We start from the raw sequence: 19,502 nt of genomic DNA on the forward strand, positions 1-19,502 counted from the left end.
TCCCGAACTGACTGCCGCTCCCACCACGAAGCGACGCGTATTAGGTTAGCCTAACCTGGCGAGGGAACGCAAGCGGTCACTTCGAGATTTCTCGGCGTACCCACCCGGCCGCGATCAGCTCGACCACCACGAGGATCGCCAGACCCTCCACGACCAGCAGTCCGAGCAGTACGACCAGCTGTAATGCCCCCGCTTCCCAGGGGGAGGCGCCGCCGAGCAACATGCCGACGAAGGCACCCGGCAGGGTGACCAGGCCGACCGTCCTGGTCTGGTCGAGCGCGGGCACCAGGGCCTCGGCGGCCGGGCGGCGGATCACCTCGCGCACCGCGTCCCGCTCGGTGAACCCCAGCGAGAGCGCCGCCTCGTACTCGCCGTGCCGATCATGCAGCTCATCGAGGCCGCGCCGGGCGGAGAGAGTGGTCGCGGTCATCGCCCCGCCGATCAGGATGCCGCCGACCGGGATGAGCGCGATCCCGGTCGCGGGCAGCAGCCCCACGCCGATGAGCGCGGCCAGCAACGGCACGGTGCCCGCGCAGATCGCCAGCCCGACGGCGAGCCCCCGGCGCCCCGTCTTCGTGCGCGCCGCCGAGGTCGCCGTCGCCACCACGGCCATCAGCAGCACGAACAGCAGGGTGAGCGAGAGGTACTGCAGGACGAAGGTGATGATCGCGGAGACCGCGGCGAGCTGCACGATCGCGCGCACCGCCGCCCTGGCCACCGGATACCCGCCGAGCAGGTGTCCGTACCTGCTCACCAGCGCGGCGAGCACGGTCAGGGTGACGCAGACTCCGGTGAGCAGCCGCCAGTCGGTATTGAGCACCATGGGCTCATCTTCGTCCTGTCGGCGCCCCGGCTCACGAGTGCGAGTCGAGAAGGGCGGGATCGAGGTGCCGGAGACCTGCGGTGGCGAAGGACGAGGCGAGCGCACCCGCCCGGCCGAGGTCGTCGGGGTGGACACGGAGGGCGTACCGGGCGCCGTGCACGGCGATGCCGACAAGAATGTCCGCGAGCATGCCGGATGTGGCGCTGTCGATGCGGCGGTCGTGGGCGGTGGCGACCGCGGTGACCCGCTCGGCGACCCGGGCGGTGATCGACCGCAGCAGCTCGCCGCGGACCGGGTGCGGGCTCTCCTCGGCGCGGTCGTCGAACAGCAGCCGGAAGCCGCCGGGATGCGCGGCCGCGTAGTCGTAGAAGGCGAGCATGTCGGCGTGCACCTGCTCGTCGAGTGGCAGTCCCGCCGCCTTGTCATAGGTGTCGAACAGGCTTTCGGACAGCCGCTCCGCCTGGGTGTTCAGGCAGGCCGCGTAGAGCCGCTGCTTGTCACCGAAGTGCGCGTACAGCGTGGGTTTGGTGGTCTTCGCCCGGGCGGCGAGCTCCTCGACGGACGCCCCTCGGTAGCCGCGTTCGGCGAACACATCGCATGCCGCGTCGAGCAGCCGCTCGTGCACCGGGCGCGCCGTGCCGGTCTTCGCAGGTTTCCGCACGCGGGCCACTTTACTATGCGGTAAAGTCGTGCTAGGACTTTACCAAACGGTAAAGCCAGAGCGGTCACGACAAGGGCCGGTCCCGTGGCACAGAGAGGTGTGACGGATGTTCCACAGGTTGCTGCGCGCCGCGGTAGGGGCGGCCGCGATGGTGCTGGTCATCTCGGGCACGGCGCTCGCCACCCCCGCACGGTCCGGTACCGAACAGTGCGCGCTGCCCACGGCGGGTGCGAAGTTCCCGACGGCGGACCCGGAACGGGTGGCGCTGGACCCGGGGGCGGTGCGCGAGGCGATCGGCTACGCGGCCACGCATCTGCGGTTGTCGGTGCAGATCTTCCGGAACAACTGCCAGGTCGGGGCCGGTCCGCTGGACGCGGTCACCGACAGGATCCCGTGGAACGTCTGGAGTTCCACCAAGGCGGTCGTGTCGATGCTGACCGGGATCGCCGCGGATCGGGGCGCACTGGCCCTGGATGATCCGATCGGCCGGTACCTGCCCCGCGGCGCCGGGTGGGGCGACGCCGCGCACCGGGCGATCACCGTCCGGCAGCTGCTCGCCCAGACCTCCGGCCTGCGCCAGGCGATCGTCTCCGAGGCGGGGACCCTCGGCACCGATCCGCACATCGCCCGGGAAGCCCTGTCCCAGCCGCTGGATCATGAGCCCGGGACGCATTTCGCCTATGGGCAGCGCGATCCGGATCTGCTGGCCTATGTCGTCCAGCGCGCGGTCGGCCAGGACCTCCAGGGATTCGCGCAGCGGTTCCTGTTCGATCCGCTGGGCATCCCGCAGTCGAGCTATTTCTGGCTTCGCGATCGCACCGGGAACACCTACGGCTACGCGAACCTGTTCATTCCGCCGGCGCAGTACGCGAAACTGGGCCTGCTGATGCAGAACGACGGGGTCTGGGCCGGGAAGCGGGTCCTGTCCACGGGATACGTGCGCCAGGTCGGCATGCCCGGTGACACCAACGGTTGCTACGGGCTGCTGTTCTGGAGCAACCGCGGGAACAGCTGCACCAGCGCGGACATCCCCAGCGCGCAGACGGTCGGGCACCGGATGATTCCGAGTGCGCCCCGCGATCTGTACGCGATGGTCGGTTTCCTGCAGCAGAACAACTTCGTCATCCCGAGCCTGAACATGACCGTCAGCTGGACCGGGATCCTCGGTGACACGGCGCCGAACCTCGGCTCGCTGATCTCGGCCAACCTCGGCGCCTCGGACCTCTACTACAACTTCTTCCGCATCCTGATGCGCGGTGTCACGGACCGACACATTCCCGATCCCGGTCCGTTCCGGGCCCCGCCGTTCTCCTTCGACGTCAACCCGATCCACTACGCCGATCCCCGGGTGCTGCTGCACGACCTGGCGCCCGGCCGCGGCTGCACCATCCTGGTCTGCGGTGGAACCATTCCGCTCAAGGGACTCGCGCAGAACGTCGAAGCGATCGCCAGGACGCTGCTGTCCGCCCCGGCCTAGGAGACCGTCGGGCGGGCCCGGAACAGCGGAATCCGGTACTTCCCGCGCGCGGCGAGCACGAGCCCGCCCGTGCAGGCGGCGAGCACGGCGATGATCCCGCCGACGACCATCGGAGCCCGGCCGCCGAACTGCGCGGCGAGCCAGCCGGACACCGGTCCGCCGATCGGGTTCCCGCCGAGCATCATCAGCATGTAGATGCCCATGACCCGGCCGCGCATGGCGGGGGAGACGGACAGCTGCACGGTGGAGTTCGCCGCGGTGGTGAAGGTCAGCATCGCCGCCCCGGTCGGTATGAGCACCAGGCCGACGAGCCACAGGGTCGGCATGAGCCCGGAGATCGCCTCGAGCACGCCGAACACCAGTGCCCCGCCGAGCAGTACCCGCAGGCGCGGCGAACCGCGCCCGCTTCGCCGCGCCGCGAGGACCGCACCGGTCAAGGTACCGATGGCGAGCAGGGTGGAGAGCAGGCCGTAGGCGCTCGCGGTCGAACTGAACACATTGCGCGCGACCAGCGCCAGCGTCACATAGAAGTTCAGGCCGAACGTGGAGATGAAGAAGACGAGGGCGAACAGGGTGATCAGATCGGCGCGTTTGGACACGTAGCGCAGGCCCTCGCGCAACTGTCCCTTGGCGCGGGGTACCCGTTCGGGAAGATAGAGCCGTTTCGTGTCCATCAGCCACAACCCGCCGAGCACGCCGACGAAGGTGGCCGCGTTGATCAGGAACACCCAGCCGGAGCCGACCGCGGTGATCATCACCCCGGCGATCGCGGGACCGACCATGCGGGCGAGGTTGAAGGTCATCGAGTTCAGTGCCACGGCATTGGTGAGCTGACTCTTGCCGACCATCTCCACCACGAAGGACTGGCGCACCGGGGTCTCGATCGCGGTGCCGACCCCGAGCGCGAAGCAGAGCACGTAGACCTGCCACAGCGCGACCGTGCCGCTGACCGTGAGCAGGCCGAGCACCAGCGCGCACAGGCCGAGTACCGATTCCAGTACGAGCAGCAGTTTCCGCTTGTCCATCCGGTCGGCGAGCACCCCGGCCCACAGGGAGAGCAACAGGGTGGGAATGAATTGCAGTGCCGCGGCGAAACCGAGTGCGGTCGGGGAGCCGTGCGCGAGATCGAGCACGAGCCAGTCCTGCGCGACACGCTGCATCCAGACGCCGGTCAGCGAAAGGACCTGACCGCTTGCGTAGAGCCGGTAGTTGCGTTCGGCGAGCGAGCCGAACATCGCGCGCCAACGGGGTTTCGCACTGTCCGAAGTGGACTGATCGGTGGGTGTGGTTGGCTGAGTTCCGTGCTGGTCATCGGCATCGGCAGCCAAGTGCTATCACCTCAGTTCATGCTTAGCTTACCTCATGAACTCAAGGCCTGCTGGAGCGGACCGACGCCGAAGTAGGCGAGGAAGGCCACCGCGACCACCCACATGAGCGGGTGCACGGAGCGCGCTTTTCCGCTGCACGACTGCAAAAGCACATAGGAGATGAAGCCCGCGCCGATCCCGTTGGCGATGGAGTACGTGAAAGACATCACCACGATCGTGAGAAAGGCGGGCAGCGCCACGGTGAAGTCGCGGAAGTCGATACCGGCGACCTGTCCCATCATCATCGCGCCGACCACGACGAGCGCCGGTGCGGCCGCTTCGACCGGCACCACCTCGTAGAGCGGGGTCAGGAACATCGCCACGAGGAAAAGCCCGCCGGTGACCACGTTCGCCAATCCGGTGCGCGCGCCCTCGGCGACCCCGGAGGTGGACTCCACGAACACGGTGTTCGAACTCGCCGAGGCCGCGCCACCGGCGACCGCGCCGAGTCCTTCCACGAACAGGGCTTTCCCGATCCCCGGGAACTGCCCCTTCTCGTCCAGGTAACCGGCCTCCTTGCCGATCCCGGTCATGGTGCCCATCGCGTCGAAGAAATTCGCCACCACGAGGGTGAAGACCAGCAGCACCACGGTGATCACCGGAAGCCGGGTCCACGCGCCGAAGGAGATGTCGCCGACCAGCGAGAGATCGGGAAGCCCGAGTACCTGGTGCGGCACGGCGGGATAGGACAGGTTCCAGCCCTTCGCGTTCGTCCCGTTCGATTTCCCCGCGTGCGCGATCGCCTCGACGATGATCGAGAGCACCGTGGTGCCGAGTACCCCGAGCAGGATCGCCCCGCGAACCTTGCGGGCGACCAGGATCCCGGTGCCGAGCAGGCCGAGGACGAACACCAGCGTCGGCCAGGAGGCGATCGAGCCGTTGATGCCGAGCTGCACCGGGGTGGTGGTGTTCGCCGAGTCCGGGATCCGGCGCACGAAACCGGCGTCCACGAAACCGATCAGGCAGATGTACATCCCGATGCCCGCGGCGATCGCGGATTTCAGCGGTGGCGGGACCGCGTTGAACACCGCCGTGCGGAACCCGGTCGCGACCAGCAGCACGATCACGATCCCGTCCACCACGACGAGGCCCATTGCCTCCGGCCAGCTCACCTGCGGGGCGATCGAGGCGGCGAGCAGGGTGTTGATGCCGAGCCCGGCAGCGATCGCGAAGGGATAGTTCGCGATCAGGCCCATCGCGATGGTGAGCACCCCGGCCACCAGCGCGGTCACCGCGGCGACCTGGTTCACCGGGAGAATCCCGCCGAGCACATCCCGTTTGGCGTTGGCCGCTCCCGGGGAACTGCTGCCCAGGATGACCGGATTGAGCAGCACGATGTAGGCCATGGTCACGAACGTGACCAGGCCACCGCGTACTTCCCTGCCGACCGTCGAGCCGCGCTCGCTGATCTTGAAGAAGCCATCGAGTTTGCCGGTTGTCGCGGTCATCTCCGCCCCTCGTTTAGGCTGCTAGACGTGTCTGACGCTAGCGAACGGGATGCGCCCGAGCTCGAACCGGTGCCACCGTTGCCGAGGAAGCTGACCGATCTGCGACCGGTCGCGTTCATCGGGATCGGCGCCTTTCTCGTGGCCTTCCTCGTGCTCTGCGTCCTCGGTGAGCGGGGCGAATGGTTCTGGGTGACGCTCTACGGCACGGTCGGCGGGATCCTGTTCTTCGGGCTCTCCGAATGGCAGCGCGCCGCGGCGAAGCGGGGCTCGCGCGGCGCGCAGACCGGCTTCGACACCGACGATTCCTAGAGTTCGTTGCATAATGACCTCCGTCGCGAGCGGGGATCAGATTGGATGCATCGCAAGGCGGAGGATTGAGCCATAGCGGCAGCTATGGTGATTGACGACAACGCAGCGAGGCGCCGATCTGGCCCCGCGCAGCAGGTGGCGTCATTGTGCAATGAGCTCCTAACCCTCGCGCCAGGCCGAGGTCAGCGGGAGGCGGCGGTCCCGGCCGAAGGCCTTGGCCGAGACCTTGGTGCCCGGCGGGTACTGGCGGCGCTTGTACTCGGCCCGGTCGACCAGCCGGATCACCTTGTTCACCAGTTCCGGATCGAACCCGGCCGCGAGGATCTCCGCGTAGCCGCGGTCACCCTCCACATAGTCCACGAGGATCTGATCGAGCACCTCGTACGGCGGCAGCGAATCGGTGTCCTGCTGGCCGGGCCGCAGTTCCGCGGACGGTGGTTTCTCGATGGAGTTCGGCGGGATCGGCGGGGTCTCGCCGCGCTTCTCCGCCTCCGCGTTGCGCCATTTCGCCAGCTGCCACACCAGCGTCTTGGGCACATCCTTGATCGGGGCGAATCCGCCGACCGCGTCCCCGTACATGGTGGAGTAGCCGACCGAGAGCTCGGTCTTGTTCCCCGGCGCGAGCACCAGGTGCCCCTCCTGATTGGACAGCGCCATGACCAGTGTTCCCCGGCAACGGGCCTGCACGTTCTCCTCGGCGAGCCCGGTCAGCCCGAGGGTGTCCACATAGTTCGCGACCATCGCGGCGATGGGCACCGTGCGGAAGTGGCAGCCGATGCGCTCGGCGAGTTCCTCGGCGTCCGAGCGGGAATGCTCCGAGGAGTACACCGAGGGCATGGACACCCCGTGGAGCGCGTCCGCGCCCAGTGCGTCCGCGGTCAGCGCCGCGCACACCGAGGAGTCGATCCCGCCGGAGAACCCGAAGATCACCGAGTGGAATCCGTTCTTGTGCGCATAGTCGCGCAGGCCGGTGACCAGCGCGGACCATACCTCGGCCTCGTCACCGAGCGGTTCGGCGATGAACGGCCCGTGGTCGCTCGGGTAGTCGGGGAGCGGTTGGGCGCCGAGCGTGATCCGGCGGGTCTCGAACCCGGCGACCGGTCCTTCGGTACGCGCCGCCCCGCCGGGCAGGTCCAGGTCGAGCAGCTGCAGGTGCTCGACGAACTGCGGGGCGCGGGAGACCAGCGAGCCCTCGGCGTCCACGATCATCGAATCCCCGTCGAAGACCAGGTCGTCCTGCCCGCCGACCAGGTTGCAGTAGGCCAGCGCGGCCCCGGTCTCCCGGGCGCGGCGGGAGACCAGTTCGAACCGGGCGTCGTCCTTGTTCCGCTCGTACGGTGAGGCGTTCGGGATGACGACCAGGTCAACCCCGGCCTCGCGCAGCGCGGCGAGCGGACCGCTGGCGTGCCAGAGGTCCTCGCAGATGGCCATGCCGATCTCCAGGCCGTGCAGCCGCAGGATGTCCAGGCTGGTGCCCTTGGCGAAGTAGCGGCGCTCGTCGAACACCCCGTAGTTGGGCAGATGATGCTTGAACTGCCGGGCCACGATCGCGCCGCGGTGCAGCACGGCGACCGCGTTGCGCACCCCTTCGGCGTCGCTGTCCAGGTAACCGGCGACCACGGCCAGCTCCCCGCAGCCCGCCTCCTCGAGCTCGGTGGCCAGCCGTTCGATGCGGCGCGCCGATGCGGTCACGAAGGTCTCCCGCAGCGCGAGGTCCTCGACCGGGTAACCGGCGATCGCCAGCTCGCCGAACACGACGAGGTGCGCCCCGCGCTCGGCGGCCTTGCGTGACCAGTCGAGCACCTGTGCGGCGTTGCCCTCGAGGTCTCCGACGCACGGGTTGGTCTGGGCCATGGCGATGCGCAGCTTCGGCATGCCGCCATTGTCCGTCATCGCCGTGCGCGACCACACGCAACGTCGGTCACACGGGAGGGGGTGGCAGGATCGGACAGGTGCGTAACGCTTTGTGTCTCGTCGCCGCCACGCTGCTGCTGGTGACCGGCTGCTCCGCGGGGAGTCAACAGGCCCCGCAGCAGCGGACCGTCACCGAGTCGAAGGGCCCAGCCGGTCCGGTGCCCGCCGGGCTCGGCGCCTACTACGGCCAGTCGCTGCGCTGGGGTGCCTGCGCGCCGTACGCGAGCTCGCCGACCGCGAGCCAGGCGTTCGCCGCCTCCGAGCTGCAGTGCGCGCGCCTGCAGGTCCCGCTCGACTACGCGAAGCCGGACGGGAAGAAGATCAGCCTCGGCCTGCTGCGCCGCCCGGCGACCGGGCAGCGCATCGGTTCGCTGCTGACCAATCCGGGCGGGCCGGGCGTCTCCGGGATGGAGGCCGCGGCCTCGCTTGCCAAACAGGTCGCGGGCAATGACCTCGGCAAGCGCTTCGACCTGGTCGGTTTCGACCCGCGCGGTATCGGGGCGAGCGAGCCCAGGATCCGCTGCCTGACCGGTAAGGAACGGGACCGTCAGCGCGCCGAGGACGCCGATCTGGACACCTCGCCTGCCGGGATCGCGAGGAACGAGGCGCAGCAGCGCGACTACGCGAACAAATGCGCCGAGCGCACCACGGACGGCGCCGACATGCTCGCCCACATGGGCACCAGGGACGTCGTCAAGGACATGGACGTGCTGCGGTCCGCGCTCGGGGACAAGCAGCTCACCTACGCCGGGTTCTCCTACGGCACCCGGATCGGATCGGCCTACGCCGAGCAGTTCCCGAAGAACGTGCGGGCGATGGTGCTCGACGGCGCGGTCGATCCCGATCAGGAACAGCTGACCTCGGTGATCGCCCAGCGAAAGGGATTCCAGGACGCGTTCAACGGATTCTCGGACTGGTGCGCGCAACAACAACAGTGCGCGGTCGGAAAGGATCCCGGCGGGGCGACCAAACAATTCCAGGACCTCACCCGCGGGCTGATCGGAAACCCGATCCGATTGGCCGACGGACGCGAACTCACCTACGACGACGCGACCACCGGGGTCACCCAAGCCTTGTACAGCAAGCAGTTCTGGCAGCCGCTGAACATGGGGCTCGGTCAGCTGCGGGAAGGAAACGGCCGGGTGCTCATGGCGCTCGCCGATATGTACGAGGAGCGGTATCCGAGCGGGCAGTATTCCACGACCCAGGACGCGAACATGGCCGTGCACTGTCTCGACGATCCACGCGAAACCGATCGGAACAAACTCAAAACGGCCGAAGAGCAGGCCGATAAAGTCGCGCCGTTCCTGGACGACGGGAAACCGGCGACCGGGGAACTGGACGCCTGCGCGTTCTGGAAGGTCAAGCCGAACCCGCTGCCCGCCACACCCAAGGTCGCCGGGGTCGCACCCACGCTGACCATCTCCACCACCAACGACCCGGCGACCCCGTACCAGGCCGGGGTCAACCTCGCCAAGGCACTCGGCGGCGGGCTGCTCACCAACGAGGGCACCCAGCACACCGCGTTCCTGCAGGGTGACAAGTGCATCGACAAGGCGGCCGGCGAGTACCTCGTCACGAAGAAACTCCCGCCGGAGGGCACCCGCTGCCCTGGCTGATCAGGCCCGGACCGCCGGTCCCTATGCCGAGGGTGTGAACGTGCGCCGATAGGCCAGTGGCGCGATACCGAGCTGCGCGCCGAAGTGATGGCGCAGCGTGGCCGCCGAACCGAGCCCGCTGCGCCGGGCGATCTCCTCGACGCTGTGCCCGCTCGTCTCGAGCAGCCTGCGCGCGTAGTGCACCCGCTGCTGGATCAGCCAGGCGCGTGGGGACATCCCGGTCTCCTCATGGAACCGGCGCGCGAAGGTGCGGGTGCTCATGTGCGCGTGCGCGGCGAGTTCGGCGAGGCTCAGCGCGGACTCGAGCCGGGCGAGCGCCCAGGCCCGGGTGGCCGCGGTGCTCCCGTACGGTTCGGGGACCGGCTTCTCGATGAACTGCGCCTGGCCACCGGCGCGCCACGGCGGGACAACGCAGTAGCGCGCGACGGCATTGGCGACCTCGGCGCCGTGATCCCGGCGCAGCACGTGCAGGCACAGGTCGTTGCCCGCGGCCAGCCCTGCCGAGCTGAGCAGGTCGCCCTCGTCCACGTAGAGCACCGAATCGTCCAGCAGTACCGCGGGATAGAGCTCGCGGAACCGCGCGGTGTGCGACCAGTGGGTGGTGGCGCGCCGTCCGTCCAGGCGCCCGGAAGCGCCGAGCACGAAGGCCCCGGTGCAGATGGACATGACCCGCGCGGTGTCCGGGATCCGGTCCAGCGCGGCGGCCAATGGCGGATAGAGCACCCCTTCGTGGCGCGGTCCCCGGGAGTTGGTGCCGGGCACGATCACGGTGTCCGCCCGTTCGATCGCCTCCGGACCGGCCGCGGGCACGATGCCGAATCCCGAGGTCGTCGGCACCGGGGAGGTATCGCTGACCCCGCACACCGTGACCTCGTAGAGCCGCTGACCGTCCGCGTCCCGCGCGGTACCGAACACCTGGGTGGGGATGGTGAGGTCATAGCCGATGGTGTCCGGGATCGCGAGGACGGCGACGCGGTGCGGGGCCAACACGGTCATGGCACGATCTTCACACATATTGGCGGTTTCGCCACTCGTGCCGGGCGCCCGCGCCACCGAGAATCGGCGCCGTGACGCAGACCGTGCCCTCGCCACCTCCACCATCCGCGCCGACCAGGACGAAACGGCCGCACTGGGCCTGGATGGTGGCGATCGCCGGGTTCATCGCGCTCGTCGGGGCAGCCGGGTTCCGCTCCGCGCCCGGGGTACTCATCGAACCCATCCACGCCGAGTTCGGCTGGTCGCATTCCACGATCTCCAGCGCGGTTTCGGTGAACATGCTGCTCTACGGCGGATTCTCGCCGTTCGCCGCCGCGCTGATGGAACGCTTCGGCATGCGCAGGGTGGTCGGTACCGCCTTGCTGCTGGTGGCCGCGGGCAGTGGACTCAGTGTGTTCATGACGGCGAGCTGGCAGCTGCTGCTGTGCTGGGGACTGCTCATCGGCGTGGGCACCGGATCCATGGCGCTGGCCTTCGTGGCCACGCTGACCAGCAGGTGGTTCGTGCGCCATCGCGGGGTGGTCAGCGGGGTGCTCACCGCGGCGAGCGCGGCCGGTCAGCTGGTGTTCCTCCCGCTGATGGCGAGCCTGGCCGCGCACCAGGGCTGGCGGGCCGCGACGCTGCTGATCGCCGGGGCCGCGCTCGTCGTGGTTCCGGTGGTGTTCGTGCTGCTGCGCGATCACCCCGAGGATGTGGGCACCCTCGCCTACGGTGCCACCGAACCGCGGCCCCGGCCCGCGCGCACATCCGGTGCCGCCGTGCGGGCCCTGCGGGTGCTCGGCGAGGCCGCGCGCACCAGGACCTTCTGGATGCTCGCCGGGGGCTTCGCCATCTGCGGGGCGACCACGAACGGACTGGTGCAGACGCATTTCGTGCCCGCCGCGCACGATCACGGCATGCCACCGACCACGGCGGCCGGACTGCTCGCACTGGTCGGCATCTTCGACATCGCGGGCACGGTGTGCTCGGGCTGGCTCACCGACCGGGTCGATTCCCGGCTGCTGCTCGCCGCGTACTACCTGTTGCGCGGGGTCTCACTGGCGCTGCTTCCCGGGCTGTTCGCACCGAGCACCCAGCCGCCGATGTGGGCCTTCATCATCTTCTACGGCCTGGACTGGGTGGCCACGGTGCCGCCGACGGTCGCGCTGTGCCGCCAGTGGTTCGGCGCGGAGAAGGGCCCGATCGTGTTCGGCTGGGTGTTCGCCTCGCACCAGGTCGGTGCCGCACTGGCCGCGGAGGGCGCCGCGATCATCCGGGACACCGAGGGGAGCTACGACCTGGCCTGGTACCTGGCCGCCGGGTTGTGCGCGGTGGCCACGGTGCTCTCCTTGTCGATCATGTCTTCGCGGCGGCGGGAGTCACGGCTGTCTCGTCCGTGCCGAACGTGATCCCCTTCGCCTCCTTGCCGACGAAGGTCAGGATCGCGATCGCCACGCTCACCACGATCACGGTGATCATCAGCGCGTTCGTGTAACCGATCTCGCCTGCCATCCACTCCTGCAGCGGCAGGTTCAGCGCGGCGAGCAGATTGCCCAGCTGATAGGTGACACCGGGGTAGAAGCCGCGGATCACGTCCGGGGACATCTCGGTCAGGTGCGCCGGGATCACGCCCCACGCACCCTGCACGAACACCTGCATCAGGAAGGAACCGAGCGCGAGCATGCCCGCGCCCCGGTCCACCGCGAAGATCGGGATGATCGGCATCGCGAGCAGCGAGCAGAAGATGATGGTGTACCGGCGGCCGACCTTCTCCGAGACCCAGCCGAAGATCGCCCCGCCGATGATCGCGCCGATGTTGTACACGATCGCGATCCAGGTCCCGGTCACTTCGGGCAGCCCGGCGCCGCCGTGCTCGTGCGCGGAAAGGAAGCTCGGGTACACGTCCTGGGTGCCGTGCGAGAACCAGTTGAACGCGGTCATCAGCAGCATCAGGTAGATGAACCGGCGTACGACTTTCCCGTTGGTCAGCACATCGCGCATCCGGGTCTTGGTGACCTTCATCTTCTGCTGGGCCTTCTCCCAGACATCCGATTCCTTCACCCGTGCCCGGATGATCAGGCTGATCAGCGCCGGGACGATGGACAGCGCGAACACCCAGCGCCAGGAGAGCCCGGCCAGGTCCACGAGCAGCAGATTGGCCACCGCGGCGAGCAGATAACCGCAGGAGTAGCCGGCCTGGAGCAGTCCGGAGAAGAACCCGCGCCGTTCCCCGGGCACTTTCTCCATGGCCAGCGCGGCACCGAGCCCCCATTCACCGCCCATCCCGATGCCGTAGATCATCCGCAGCACCACGAGCACCGTGAAGTTCGGCGCGAAGGCGCACAGGAAACCGACGGCCGAGTACATGATCACGTCGACCATCAGCGGGATCCGGCGGCCGACCCGGTCCGCCCACAGCCCGAACAGCAGGGCCCCGACCGGGCGCATGATCAGCGTCGCCGTGGTGATGAACGCGACCTGGGTCTTCGACATGTCGAAATCGGCCGCGATCTTCGCGTAGACGAACACCACGATGAAGTAGTCGAACGCGTCCATCGTCCAGCCGAGCTGCGCGGCGATGAACGAGTTCCGCTGATCCGAGTTGAGCTTTGCCAACGGGGGCTCCCTCAGTACTGTTAATTACCCGCGCGAAGTATTACCCTTTCGTCGCTCGTTAGCGCAATCCCAAGACGTGGCTCGGCTCCTCACTCGCTGTGCCGATGGCTCGATGACGGATTCCCTGCGGGCCTCGGTCGCTGGCGCTCCCTCGGGTCCTCGTCCATCCGCCCTCTTCGCTGCGCTCCTCGTTCGCTGCGATGCTCACTCGATCGTCGCCTTCGCGGCGTGCGAAACACGGCGTTAACAAGCCGTCCCTACGCTGCCGGACATGGATCGCCAGCAGGAATTCGTACTGCGCACCCTCGAGGAGCGCGACATCCGGTTCGTGCGCTTGTGGTTCACCGATGTGCTCGGGTTCCTCAAGTCCGTCGCGGTGGCCCCCGCCGAGCTGGAGGGCGCCTTCGCCGAGGGGATCGGGTTCGACGGTTCGGCGATCGAAGGGTTCGCCCGCGCCTACGAATCCGACATGGTGCTCAAACCGGACCCGTCCACGTTTCAGGTGCTTCCCTGGGAGAACCCGGACGGCGGAAACTATTCGGCGCGGATGTTCTGCGATATCGCCATGCCGGACGGTTCCCCTTCCTGGGCGGATCCCCGGCACGTGCTGCGCCGTCAGCTGGCCAAGGCGAGCGAGGCCGGGTTCACCTGCTACGTGCACCCGGAGATCGAGTTCTTCCTGTTGCAGAGCCTCCCGGACGACGGGACCGTGCCCGAGCCCGCGGACAACGGCGGCTTCTTCGACCAGGCGGCGCACGCCACCGCCACGCATTTCCGCCGCCAGGCCATCGAGACGCTCGAGTCGATGGGGATCTCGGTCGAGTTCTCCCATCACGAGAACGCGCCCGGCCAGCAGGAGATCGACCTGCGCTACGCGGACGCGCTCACCATGGCCGACAACGTGATGACCTTCCGCTACGTGGTCAAGGAGGTCGCGATCACCCAGGGCGTGCGCGCCTCCTTCCTGCCGAAACCGTTCACCGCGCAGCCGGGCTCCGGGATGCACACGCACATGAGCCTGTTCGAGGGCGACCACAACGCCTTCTACGACGCCTCGGACCCGTACGAGCTCTCGCCGACCGGTAAGGCGTTCGTCGCGGGGATCCTCAAGCACGCCAAGGAACTGAGCGCGGTCACCAACCAGCTGGTGAACTCCTACAAGCGCCTGGTCGTCGGCGGGGAGGCCCCGACAGCGGTGTGCTGGGGCCACGCGAATCGCTCGGCGCTGGTCCGGGTACCGATGTACTCGCCGGGCAAGGCCGCATCGCGCCGGGTCGAGGTGCGCACCCTGGATTCCGCGTGCAATCCCTACCTCGCCTACGCCGTGCTGCTCGCCGCGGGGCTGCGCGGGATCTCCGAGGGCTACGAGCTCTCCGCGGCCACCGATGACGATGTGTGGTCGCTCTCCGATGCCGAGCGCCGCGCCGCCGGATACGACCTGCTCCCGCAGAATCTCGGCGAGGCACTTACTGAGATGGAACGCTCTGACCTGGTCGCCGAGGCGCTCGGGGAACACGTCTACGATTTCTTTCTGCGGAACAAACGCAATGAGTGGGATGGTTACCGTAGCGAAGTAACACCCTACGAGTTGCGAACCGGATTGCCTGTCTTCTGATGCTCATTCCTCCGCACGAGCAGGAAAAGCTGCTGCTGCACGTCGCCGCGGGCCTGGCCCGGGAACGCAGGCAGCGCGGACTGCGGCTGAACTACCCGGAAGCCGTCGCCCTGCTCTCGGACTGGGTACTCGAATCCGCACGGGACGGGCGCGGCGTCGCCGAACTCATGTCCGAGGGGCAGCGGGTGCTCACCCGCGCCGACGTCATGGAGGGAGTGCCGGAAATGGTCGATTCCGTGCAGATCGAAGCCACGTTCCCGGACGGGACCAAACTCGTCACGATTCACGATCCGATCCAATGATTCCCGGCGAGATCCGTTACGGCGAAGGCGGGCTCGAGCTCGCCCCGGGCGTCGAGCGGCTGAGCCTGGACGTGGTCAACACCGGAGACCGGCCCATCCAGGTCGGTTCGCACTGCCATTTCGCGGACGCGAACCCGGCCCTGGAGTTCGACCGGGCCGCCGCCTCCGGGCAACGGCTCGCGATCCCGGCGGGCACCTCGGTGCGCTTCGAACCGGGAGTGGATCTTGCCGTCGAACTGATCCCGTTGCGCGGCAACAAGATCGTGCCGGGACTGCGGCGATGAACCGGGAGGAGTACGCCAAGCTCTACGGACCCACCACCGGGGACGCGATCCGGCTCGGCGACACGAATCTGTTCATCGAGGTCACCGAGGACCGCTGCCGTGGCCCGCAGCTGGCCGACGAGGCGGTGTTCGGCGGCGGCAAGGTCATCCGCGAATCCATGGGCCAGGCGATGGCCACCCGCGCGGACGGCGCACCGGACCTGGTGATCACCGGCGCGGTGATCCTGGACCACTGGGGCGTGATCAAGGCCGATATCGGGGTGCGGGACGGGCGCATCACCGCGATCGGCAAGGCGGGCAACCCGGACACCATGGACGGGGTGGACATCCTCATCGGCCCGGGGACCGAGGTCATCGCGGGCAACGGGAAGATCCTCACCGCGGGCGGGGTGGACGCGCACGTGCACTTCATCTGCCCGGAACAGATCACCGAGGCGCTCGCCTCCGGGATCACCACGCTGATCGGCGGTGGCACCGGACCGGCGGAGGGTTCCAAGGCGACCACGGTCACCCCCGGGCCGTGGAACCTCGCCCGCATGCTCGAATCCCTCGACTCGTCCTGCGTGAACATCGGGCTGCTCGGCAAGGGCAACACCGCGAATCCCGAGGCGCTGCGCGAACAACTGCGCGCGGGCGCGAGCGGGTTGAAGATCCACGAGGACTGGGGCGCGACCCCGGCCGCGATCGACACCGCGCTCACCGTTGCCGAGGAGTTCGGCGCGCAGGTGGCGATCCACACCGACACGCTCAACGAGACCGGGTACGTGGCCGACACCCTCGCGGCGATCGGTGAACGGACCATTCACACGTACCACACCGAGGGCGCGGGCGGCGGGCACGCTCCGGACATCATCACCGTCGCCGGGCAGGCGAACGTGCTGCCCAGCTCCACCAATCCGACCCGCCCGCACACGGTCAACACGGTGCCCGAACACCTCGACATGCTGATGGTCTGCCATCACCTGAACCGGGCGGTTCCCGAGGACCTGGCGTTCGCCGAGAGCCGGATCCGCCCGTCCACCATCGCCGCCGAGGATGTGCTGCACGACCGGGGCGCCCTGTCGATCATCTCCTCGGACGCGCAGGCCATGGGCCGGATCGGCGAGGTGATCAGCAGGACATGGCAGACCGCGCACGTCGGCAAACGCCGCTGGGGCGCGCTGCCCGGGGACTCCGCGCACGCCGATAATCTCCGCGCGCGCCGCTATGTCGCCAAATACACCATCTGCCCGGCGATCGCGCACGGAATGGCCGGGCATCTCGGCTCGGTCGAGGTTGGCAAGCTCGCCGATCTCGTGCTGTGGTCGCCCGCCTTCTTCGGGATCCGGCCGAGCGTGGTGCTCAAGGGCGGGCAGATCGGGTACGCCGCGGTCGGGGATGCGAACGCCTCCATTCCCACCCCGCAACCGGTGCTGCCGCGCCCGATGTTCGGAGCGAGCAACGCGCCGGCGAACTCCGTGCACTTCGTCACCGAGCAGGCACTGGAGTCCGGGATCGCGGACCGGCTCGCCGTGCGCCGTGCCCTGCTCCCGATCGTGGACACCAGGCGACTGTCCAAACAGGACCTTCCGGGCAACGACGCGCTGCCCCGCATCGAGGTGCACCCGGACACCTTCGAGGTGCGCATCGACGGCGAGGTGCTGGAGCCGGATCCGGTCGACGAGGTGCCGCTCGCCCAGCGGTACAGCCTTTTCTGATGCTCGCCGCCCTGCTGCTCGCCGATGCGCGCACACCACTGGGCGGGCACACCCACTCCGGCGGGGTCGAGGCCGTGGTGCGCAACGGCACCCTCACCGGAGTCGAGGACCTGGAAACCTTCCTGCGCGCGCGGATCCGCACCGCGGGCCTCGTGGGTGCGGCGTTCGCGGCTGCCCGTGGGTTCGCGATCGGGGAACTCGACGCCGAATTCGGTGCCCGCACTCCCTCGCCCGCGCTGCGCGCCGCCTCGCGTGCCCAGGGCGCGGCGCTGCGCAGGACCGGATCCCGGATGTGGCCCGCACCCGAATGGGACATCCTGCGCAGGCCGCATCTGCCCATCGCGCTCGGTATCGCGGCTGGCGCTTCCGGGCTCGAGCAGGCGCAGGCCGCCGAGCTGTCCGTGCACCACCTGATCGGCGGCGCGTGTTCCGCGGCGATCCGGTTGCTCGGCCTCGATCCCCTCGCGGTCGCCGCGCTCTCCGCCGGACTCGCCCCGCTCGCGGAACAGACCGCGGAAGCCGGGGTGAGCGCCGCGAACACCGCGCGCACCCCGGCCGAACTTCCCTCGGCGAGCACACCGTGCCCGGATGTGCTCGCCCAACTGCACGAACAATCGGAGGTGAGTCTGTTTGCCTCGTAAGGCAGCGATCGAGTGAGCGTCGACTGAGGAACGAAGGAGGAGCGGAGCGAGTGAGGAGTCAACACAGTGCTTCATAAGGAAGGCCACGAAGACATGGGTGGTGGCGGCCGCCCACGTGGAACCGCGGTCCGGGTCGGCATCGGCGGACCCGTCGGCGGCGGGAAGACCGCACTGGTCGCCGCGCTGTGCCGCACCCTCGGGCAGCGGTACTCGATCGCCGTGGTGACCAATGACATCTACACCGAGGAGGACGCCGAGTTCCTCCGCCGCAACGGCGTGCTCCCCGACGAACGGATCCGCGCGGTGCGCACCGGTTGCTGCCCGCACACCGCGATCCGGGACGACATCACCGCGAACCTGGACCTGGTCGAGGAACTCGAGGCAGAGCACCGGCCCGATCTGGTGCTCGTGGAGAGCGGGGGCGACAACCTCACCGCCACCTTCTCCTACGGCCTGATCGACAAGCAGATCTTCGTCGTGGACGTCGCGGGCGGGGACAAGGTGCCGCGCAAGGGCGGACCCGGGGTACAGCGCTCGGACCTGCTGGTGATCAACAAGATCGACCTCGCCGAGCTCGTCGGTGCGGATCTCGAGGTGATGCGCGCCGACGCCAAGGAACAGCGCGGGGAACTGCCGACCGTGTTCAGCTCGCTGCGCACCGGACCGGCCGCCACCGAGATCGCCGAGCAGGTCACCGCTTGGCTGCCAGCCGGTGCGCGCTGAGGCCTCGATCACTGCCCGGCCCGGCGCGCTGCACTGGAGTGAGCAACCGCCGCTGACCGTGCGCCGCACCGGATCCGACCGGTGCCACCTCGTCGCTTCGGCCGGTGGTCCGCTCGGTGGGGACGAGCTCGCCCTCTCCCTCCAGGTGCAGGAGCGCCCGCTCACCTTCGCCACCACCGCGGCCACCGTGGTGCAGCCGGGCCCCGGTCCCGCGCGGTTCCGGGTGCGGGCCGAACTCCGGGACGCCTGCCTGAACTGGCACGCCGGGCACACCGTGATCTGCGCGGATGCCGACTATCGCGCGGATTTCGCGATCGCGCTGACCGGGGCGAGCCGGCTGTGTTTGCGGGAGAGCCTTTCGCTCGGCAGGCACGGCGAACCCGGTGGCGTGGCGCGCACCAGGATCCGGATCACCGTGGACGGCGCCCCGCTGCTCGATCAGCAGACCGTGCTCGACGGTGCGGACCCGGCGTTGTGCGGACCCGCGGGCACAGCCGGGATGCGCTTCCTGTCGACCGCGGTACTCGTGGGGCACGGTGATCTCGCGATCCCGCCCGCGACCGAGCGGTTCGCCGCGCTGCCACTCGAGGGACCCGGGATGCAGATCCTCGCGCTCGGGGAAACCGGGCGTGCGGCCGAGCAAGCCATAGATAACGCGCTGACCTGCGTTTTCACCAAAACCGACCCCCCGTGAAAACGGGGTCTGCCAGCCCGTGTACTGTTCTTCTTGTCGCACGGAGCGCCGAGCGGAACGGCCCGAAAGGGACGAGCCAGGAGGCGATGCGGGCGGCCGATCGGTCTGGTAAGCTGGATCGAGTCGGCAAGTCCACCGGGGCGCGCGGGTTGACACCGCGAAGCGAACCGGGTAAAGTCTTGCGACGGCCCTAGGAACATCTTACGACTGACGAGATTCTGTTGGAATCCGGCAGCGAGTAAGTTCGCTCCGTACAGGGTACAAAAGAATTGAGCAGTACGCCTTGGAAGATGCAACAAATCAGTTGTAGATGAAGATGTGCGTGTGTTCTTTGAGA

At 68.6% G+C, this 19,502-nt stretch carries 18 protein-coding genes; 11 read left to right on the plus strand and 7 right to left on the minus strand.

The features are described from left to right. Positions 1–76 precede the first annotated feature (76 nt). The gene (locus tag AD72_RS02680; RefSeq protein ID WP_051897764.1) at positions 77–823 is read right to left on the minus strand and encodes an ABC transporter permease; all 747 of its coding nucleotides are present in this window, start codon (positions 821–823) and stop codon (positions 77–79) included. Between the two features lie 31 nt (positions 824–854). After that, a complete protein-coding gene (locus tag AD72_RS02685) occupies positions 855–1,484 on the minus strand; it encodes a TetR/AcrR family transcriptional regulator (protein ID WP_231644712.1) in 630 nt (209 codons plus the stop codon). Between the two features lie 106 nt (positions 1,485–1,590). On the opposite strand from AD72_RS02685, the gene AD72_RS02690 reads away from it, so the two are divergent. Next, a complete protein-coding gene (locus tag AD72_RS02690) occupies positions 1,591–2,961 on the plus strand; it encodes a serine hydrolase domain-containing protein (RefSeq protein ID WP_031464744.1) in 1,371 nt (456 codons plus the stop codon). Here AD72_RS02690 and AD72_RS02695 read toward each other — a convergent pair. Together AD72_RS02695 and AD72_RS02700 are read right to left on the minus strand one after the other, a co-directional pair. Beyond that, positions 2,958–4,289 (minus strand): MFS transporter, encoded by a 1,332-nt coding sequence (locus AD72_RS02695; RefSeq protein WP_037344647.1) that lies wholly within the window; start codon positions 4,287–4,289, stop codon positions 2,958–2,960. The two genes, AD72_RS02690 and AD72_RS02695, sit on opposite strands and share 4 nt — an antisense overlap. A 32-nt stretch (positions 4,290–4,321) precedes the next feature. After that, complete coding sequence (locus tag AD72_RS02700) at positions 4,322–5,776, minus strand: NCS2 family permease (RefSeq protein WP_031464746.1); 1,455 nt, start codon at positions 5,774–5,776, stop codon at positions 4,322–4,324. Positions 5,777–5,803: 27 nt separating this feature from the next. On the opposite strand from AD72_RS02700, the gene AD72_RS02705 reads away from it, so the two are divergent. Beyond that, complete coding sequence (locus tag AD72_RS02705) at positions 5,804–6,085, plus strand: DUF2530 domain-containing protein (protein WP_082468731.1); 282 nt, start codon at positions 5,804–5,806, stop codon at positions 6,083–6,085. 159 nt (positions 6,086–6,244) lie between these two features. Here AD72_RS02705 and AD72_RS02710 read toward each other — a convergent pair whose 3' ends face one another. Beyond that, complete coding sequence (locus tag AD72_RS02710; RefSeq protein WP_031464748.1) at positions 6,245–7,960, minus strand: NAD+ synthase; 1,716 nt, start codon at positions 7,958–7,960, stop codon at positions 6,245–6,247. Between the two features lie 77 nt (positions 7,961–8,037). On the opposite strand from AD72_RS02710, the gene AD72_RS02715 reads away from it, so the two are divergent. Then, complete coding sequence (locus AD72_RS02715) at positions 8,038–9,618, plus strand: alpha/beta hydrolase (RefSeq protein WP_031464749.1); 1,581 nt, start codon at positions 8,038–8,040, stop codon at positions 9,616–9,618. 21 nt (positions 9,619–9,639) lie between these two features. Here the strand turns inward: AD72_RS02715 and AD72_RS02720 are convergent, their stop codons facing one another. Next, on the minus strand, positions 9,640–10,614 hold the full coding sequence (locus tag AD72_RS02720; RefSeq protein WP_031464750.1) for a GlxA family transcriptional regulator: 975 nt from the start codon (positions 10,612–10,614) through the stop codon (positions 9,640–9,642). A 143-nt stretch (positions 10,615–10,757) separates the two neighbouring features. Here AD72_RS02720 and AD72_RS02725 point away from each other — a divergent pair, with 143 nt between their 5' ends. After that, positions 10,758–12,002 (plus strand): MFS transporter, encoded by a 1,245-nt coding sequence (locus AD72_RS02725; protein ID WP_031464751.1) that lies wholly within the window; start codon positions 10,758–10,760, stop codon positions 12,000–12,002. Here the strand turns inward: AD72_RS02725 and AD72_RS02730 are convergent. Then, on the minus strand, positions 11,950–13,209 hold the full coding sequence (locus AD72_RS02730; protein ID WP_037344650.1) for an MFS transporter: 1,260 nt from the start codon (positions 13,207–13,209) through the stop codon (positions 11,950–11,952). The genes AD72_RS02725 and AD72_RS02730 overlap by 53 nt on opposite strands. A 271-nt stretch (positions 13,210–13,480) precedes the next feature. On the opposite strand from AD72_RS02730, the gene glnA reads away from it, so the two are divergent. The 7 genes from glnA (at position 13,481) to AD72_RS02765 (ending at position 19,165) form a co-directional block, all read left to right on the plus strand. Next, complete coding sequence (gene glnA, locus AD72_RS02735) at positions 13,481–14,824, plus strand: type I glutamate--ammonia ligase (RefSeq protein WP_031464753.1); 1,344 nt, start codon at positions 13,481–13,483, stop codon at positions 14,822–14,824. Beyond that, positions 14,824–15,126 (plus strand): urease subunit gamma, encoded by a 303-nt coding sequence (locus tag AD72_RS02740; RefSeq protein WP_031464754.1) that lies wholly within the window; start codon positions 14,824–14,826, stop codon positions 15,124–15,126. Before glnA ends, AD72_RS02740 begins: the two co-directional genes overlap by 1 nt. After that, a complete protein-coding gene (locus AD72_RS02745) occupies positions 15,123–15,410 on the plus strand; it encodes an urease subunit beta (protein ID WP_031464755.1) in 288 nt (95 codons plus the stop codon). Before AD72_RS02740 ends, AD72_RS02745 begins: the two co-directional genes overlap by 4 nt. Beyond that, positions 15,407–17,107 carry an urease subunit alpha gene (locus AD72_RS02750; protein ID WP_031464756.1) on the plus strand — a complete coding sequence of 567 codons (1,701 nt, stop codon included), beginning with the start codon at positions 15,407–15,409 and terminating at the stop codon, positions 17,105–17,107. The genes AD72_RS02745 and AD72_RS02750 overlap by 4 nt, the downstream gene beginning before the upstream one ends. After that, complete coding sequence (locus AD72_RS02755) at positions 17,107–17,748, plus strand: urease accessory protein UreF (RefSeq protein ID WP_031464757.1); 642 nt, start codon at positions 17,107–17,109, stop codon at positions 17,746–17,748. The genes AD72_RS02750 and AD72_RS02755 overlap by 1 nt, the downstream gene beginning before the upstream one ends. Positions 17,749–17,841: 93 nt before the next feature. Beyond that, positions 17,842–18,471: an urease accessory protein UreG gene (gene ureG / locus AD72_RS02760; RefSeq protein ID WP_031464758.1), complete on the plus strand. Its 630-nt coding sequence runs from the start codon at positions 17,842–17,844 to the stop codon at positions 18,469–18,471. After that, positions 18,461–19,165, plus strand: a complete 705-nt coding sequence (locus AD72_RS02765; RefSeq protein WP_051897767.1) for an urease accessory protein UreD — start codon at positions 18,461–18,463, stop codon at positions 19,163–19,165. Before ureG ends, AD72_RS02765 begins: the two co-directional genes overlap by 11 nt. Positions 19,166–19,502 lie beyond the last annotated feature (337 nt).

The organism is Sciscionella sediminilitoris (assembly GCF_000737195.2).
GTDB classification, from domain to species: Bacteria; Actinomycetota; Actinomycetes; order Mycobacteriales; family Pseudonocardiaceae; genus Sciscionella; species Sciscionella sediminilitoris.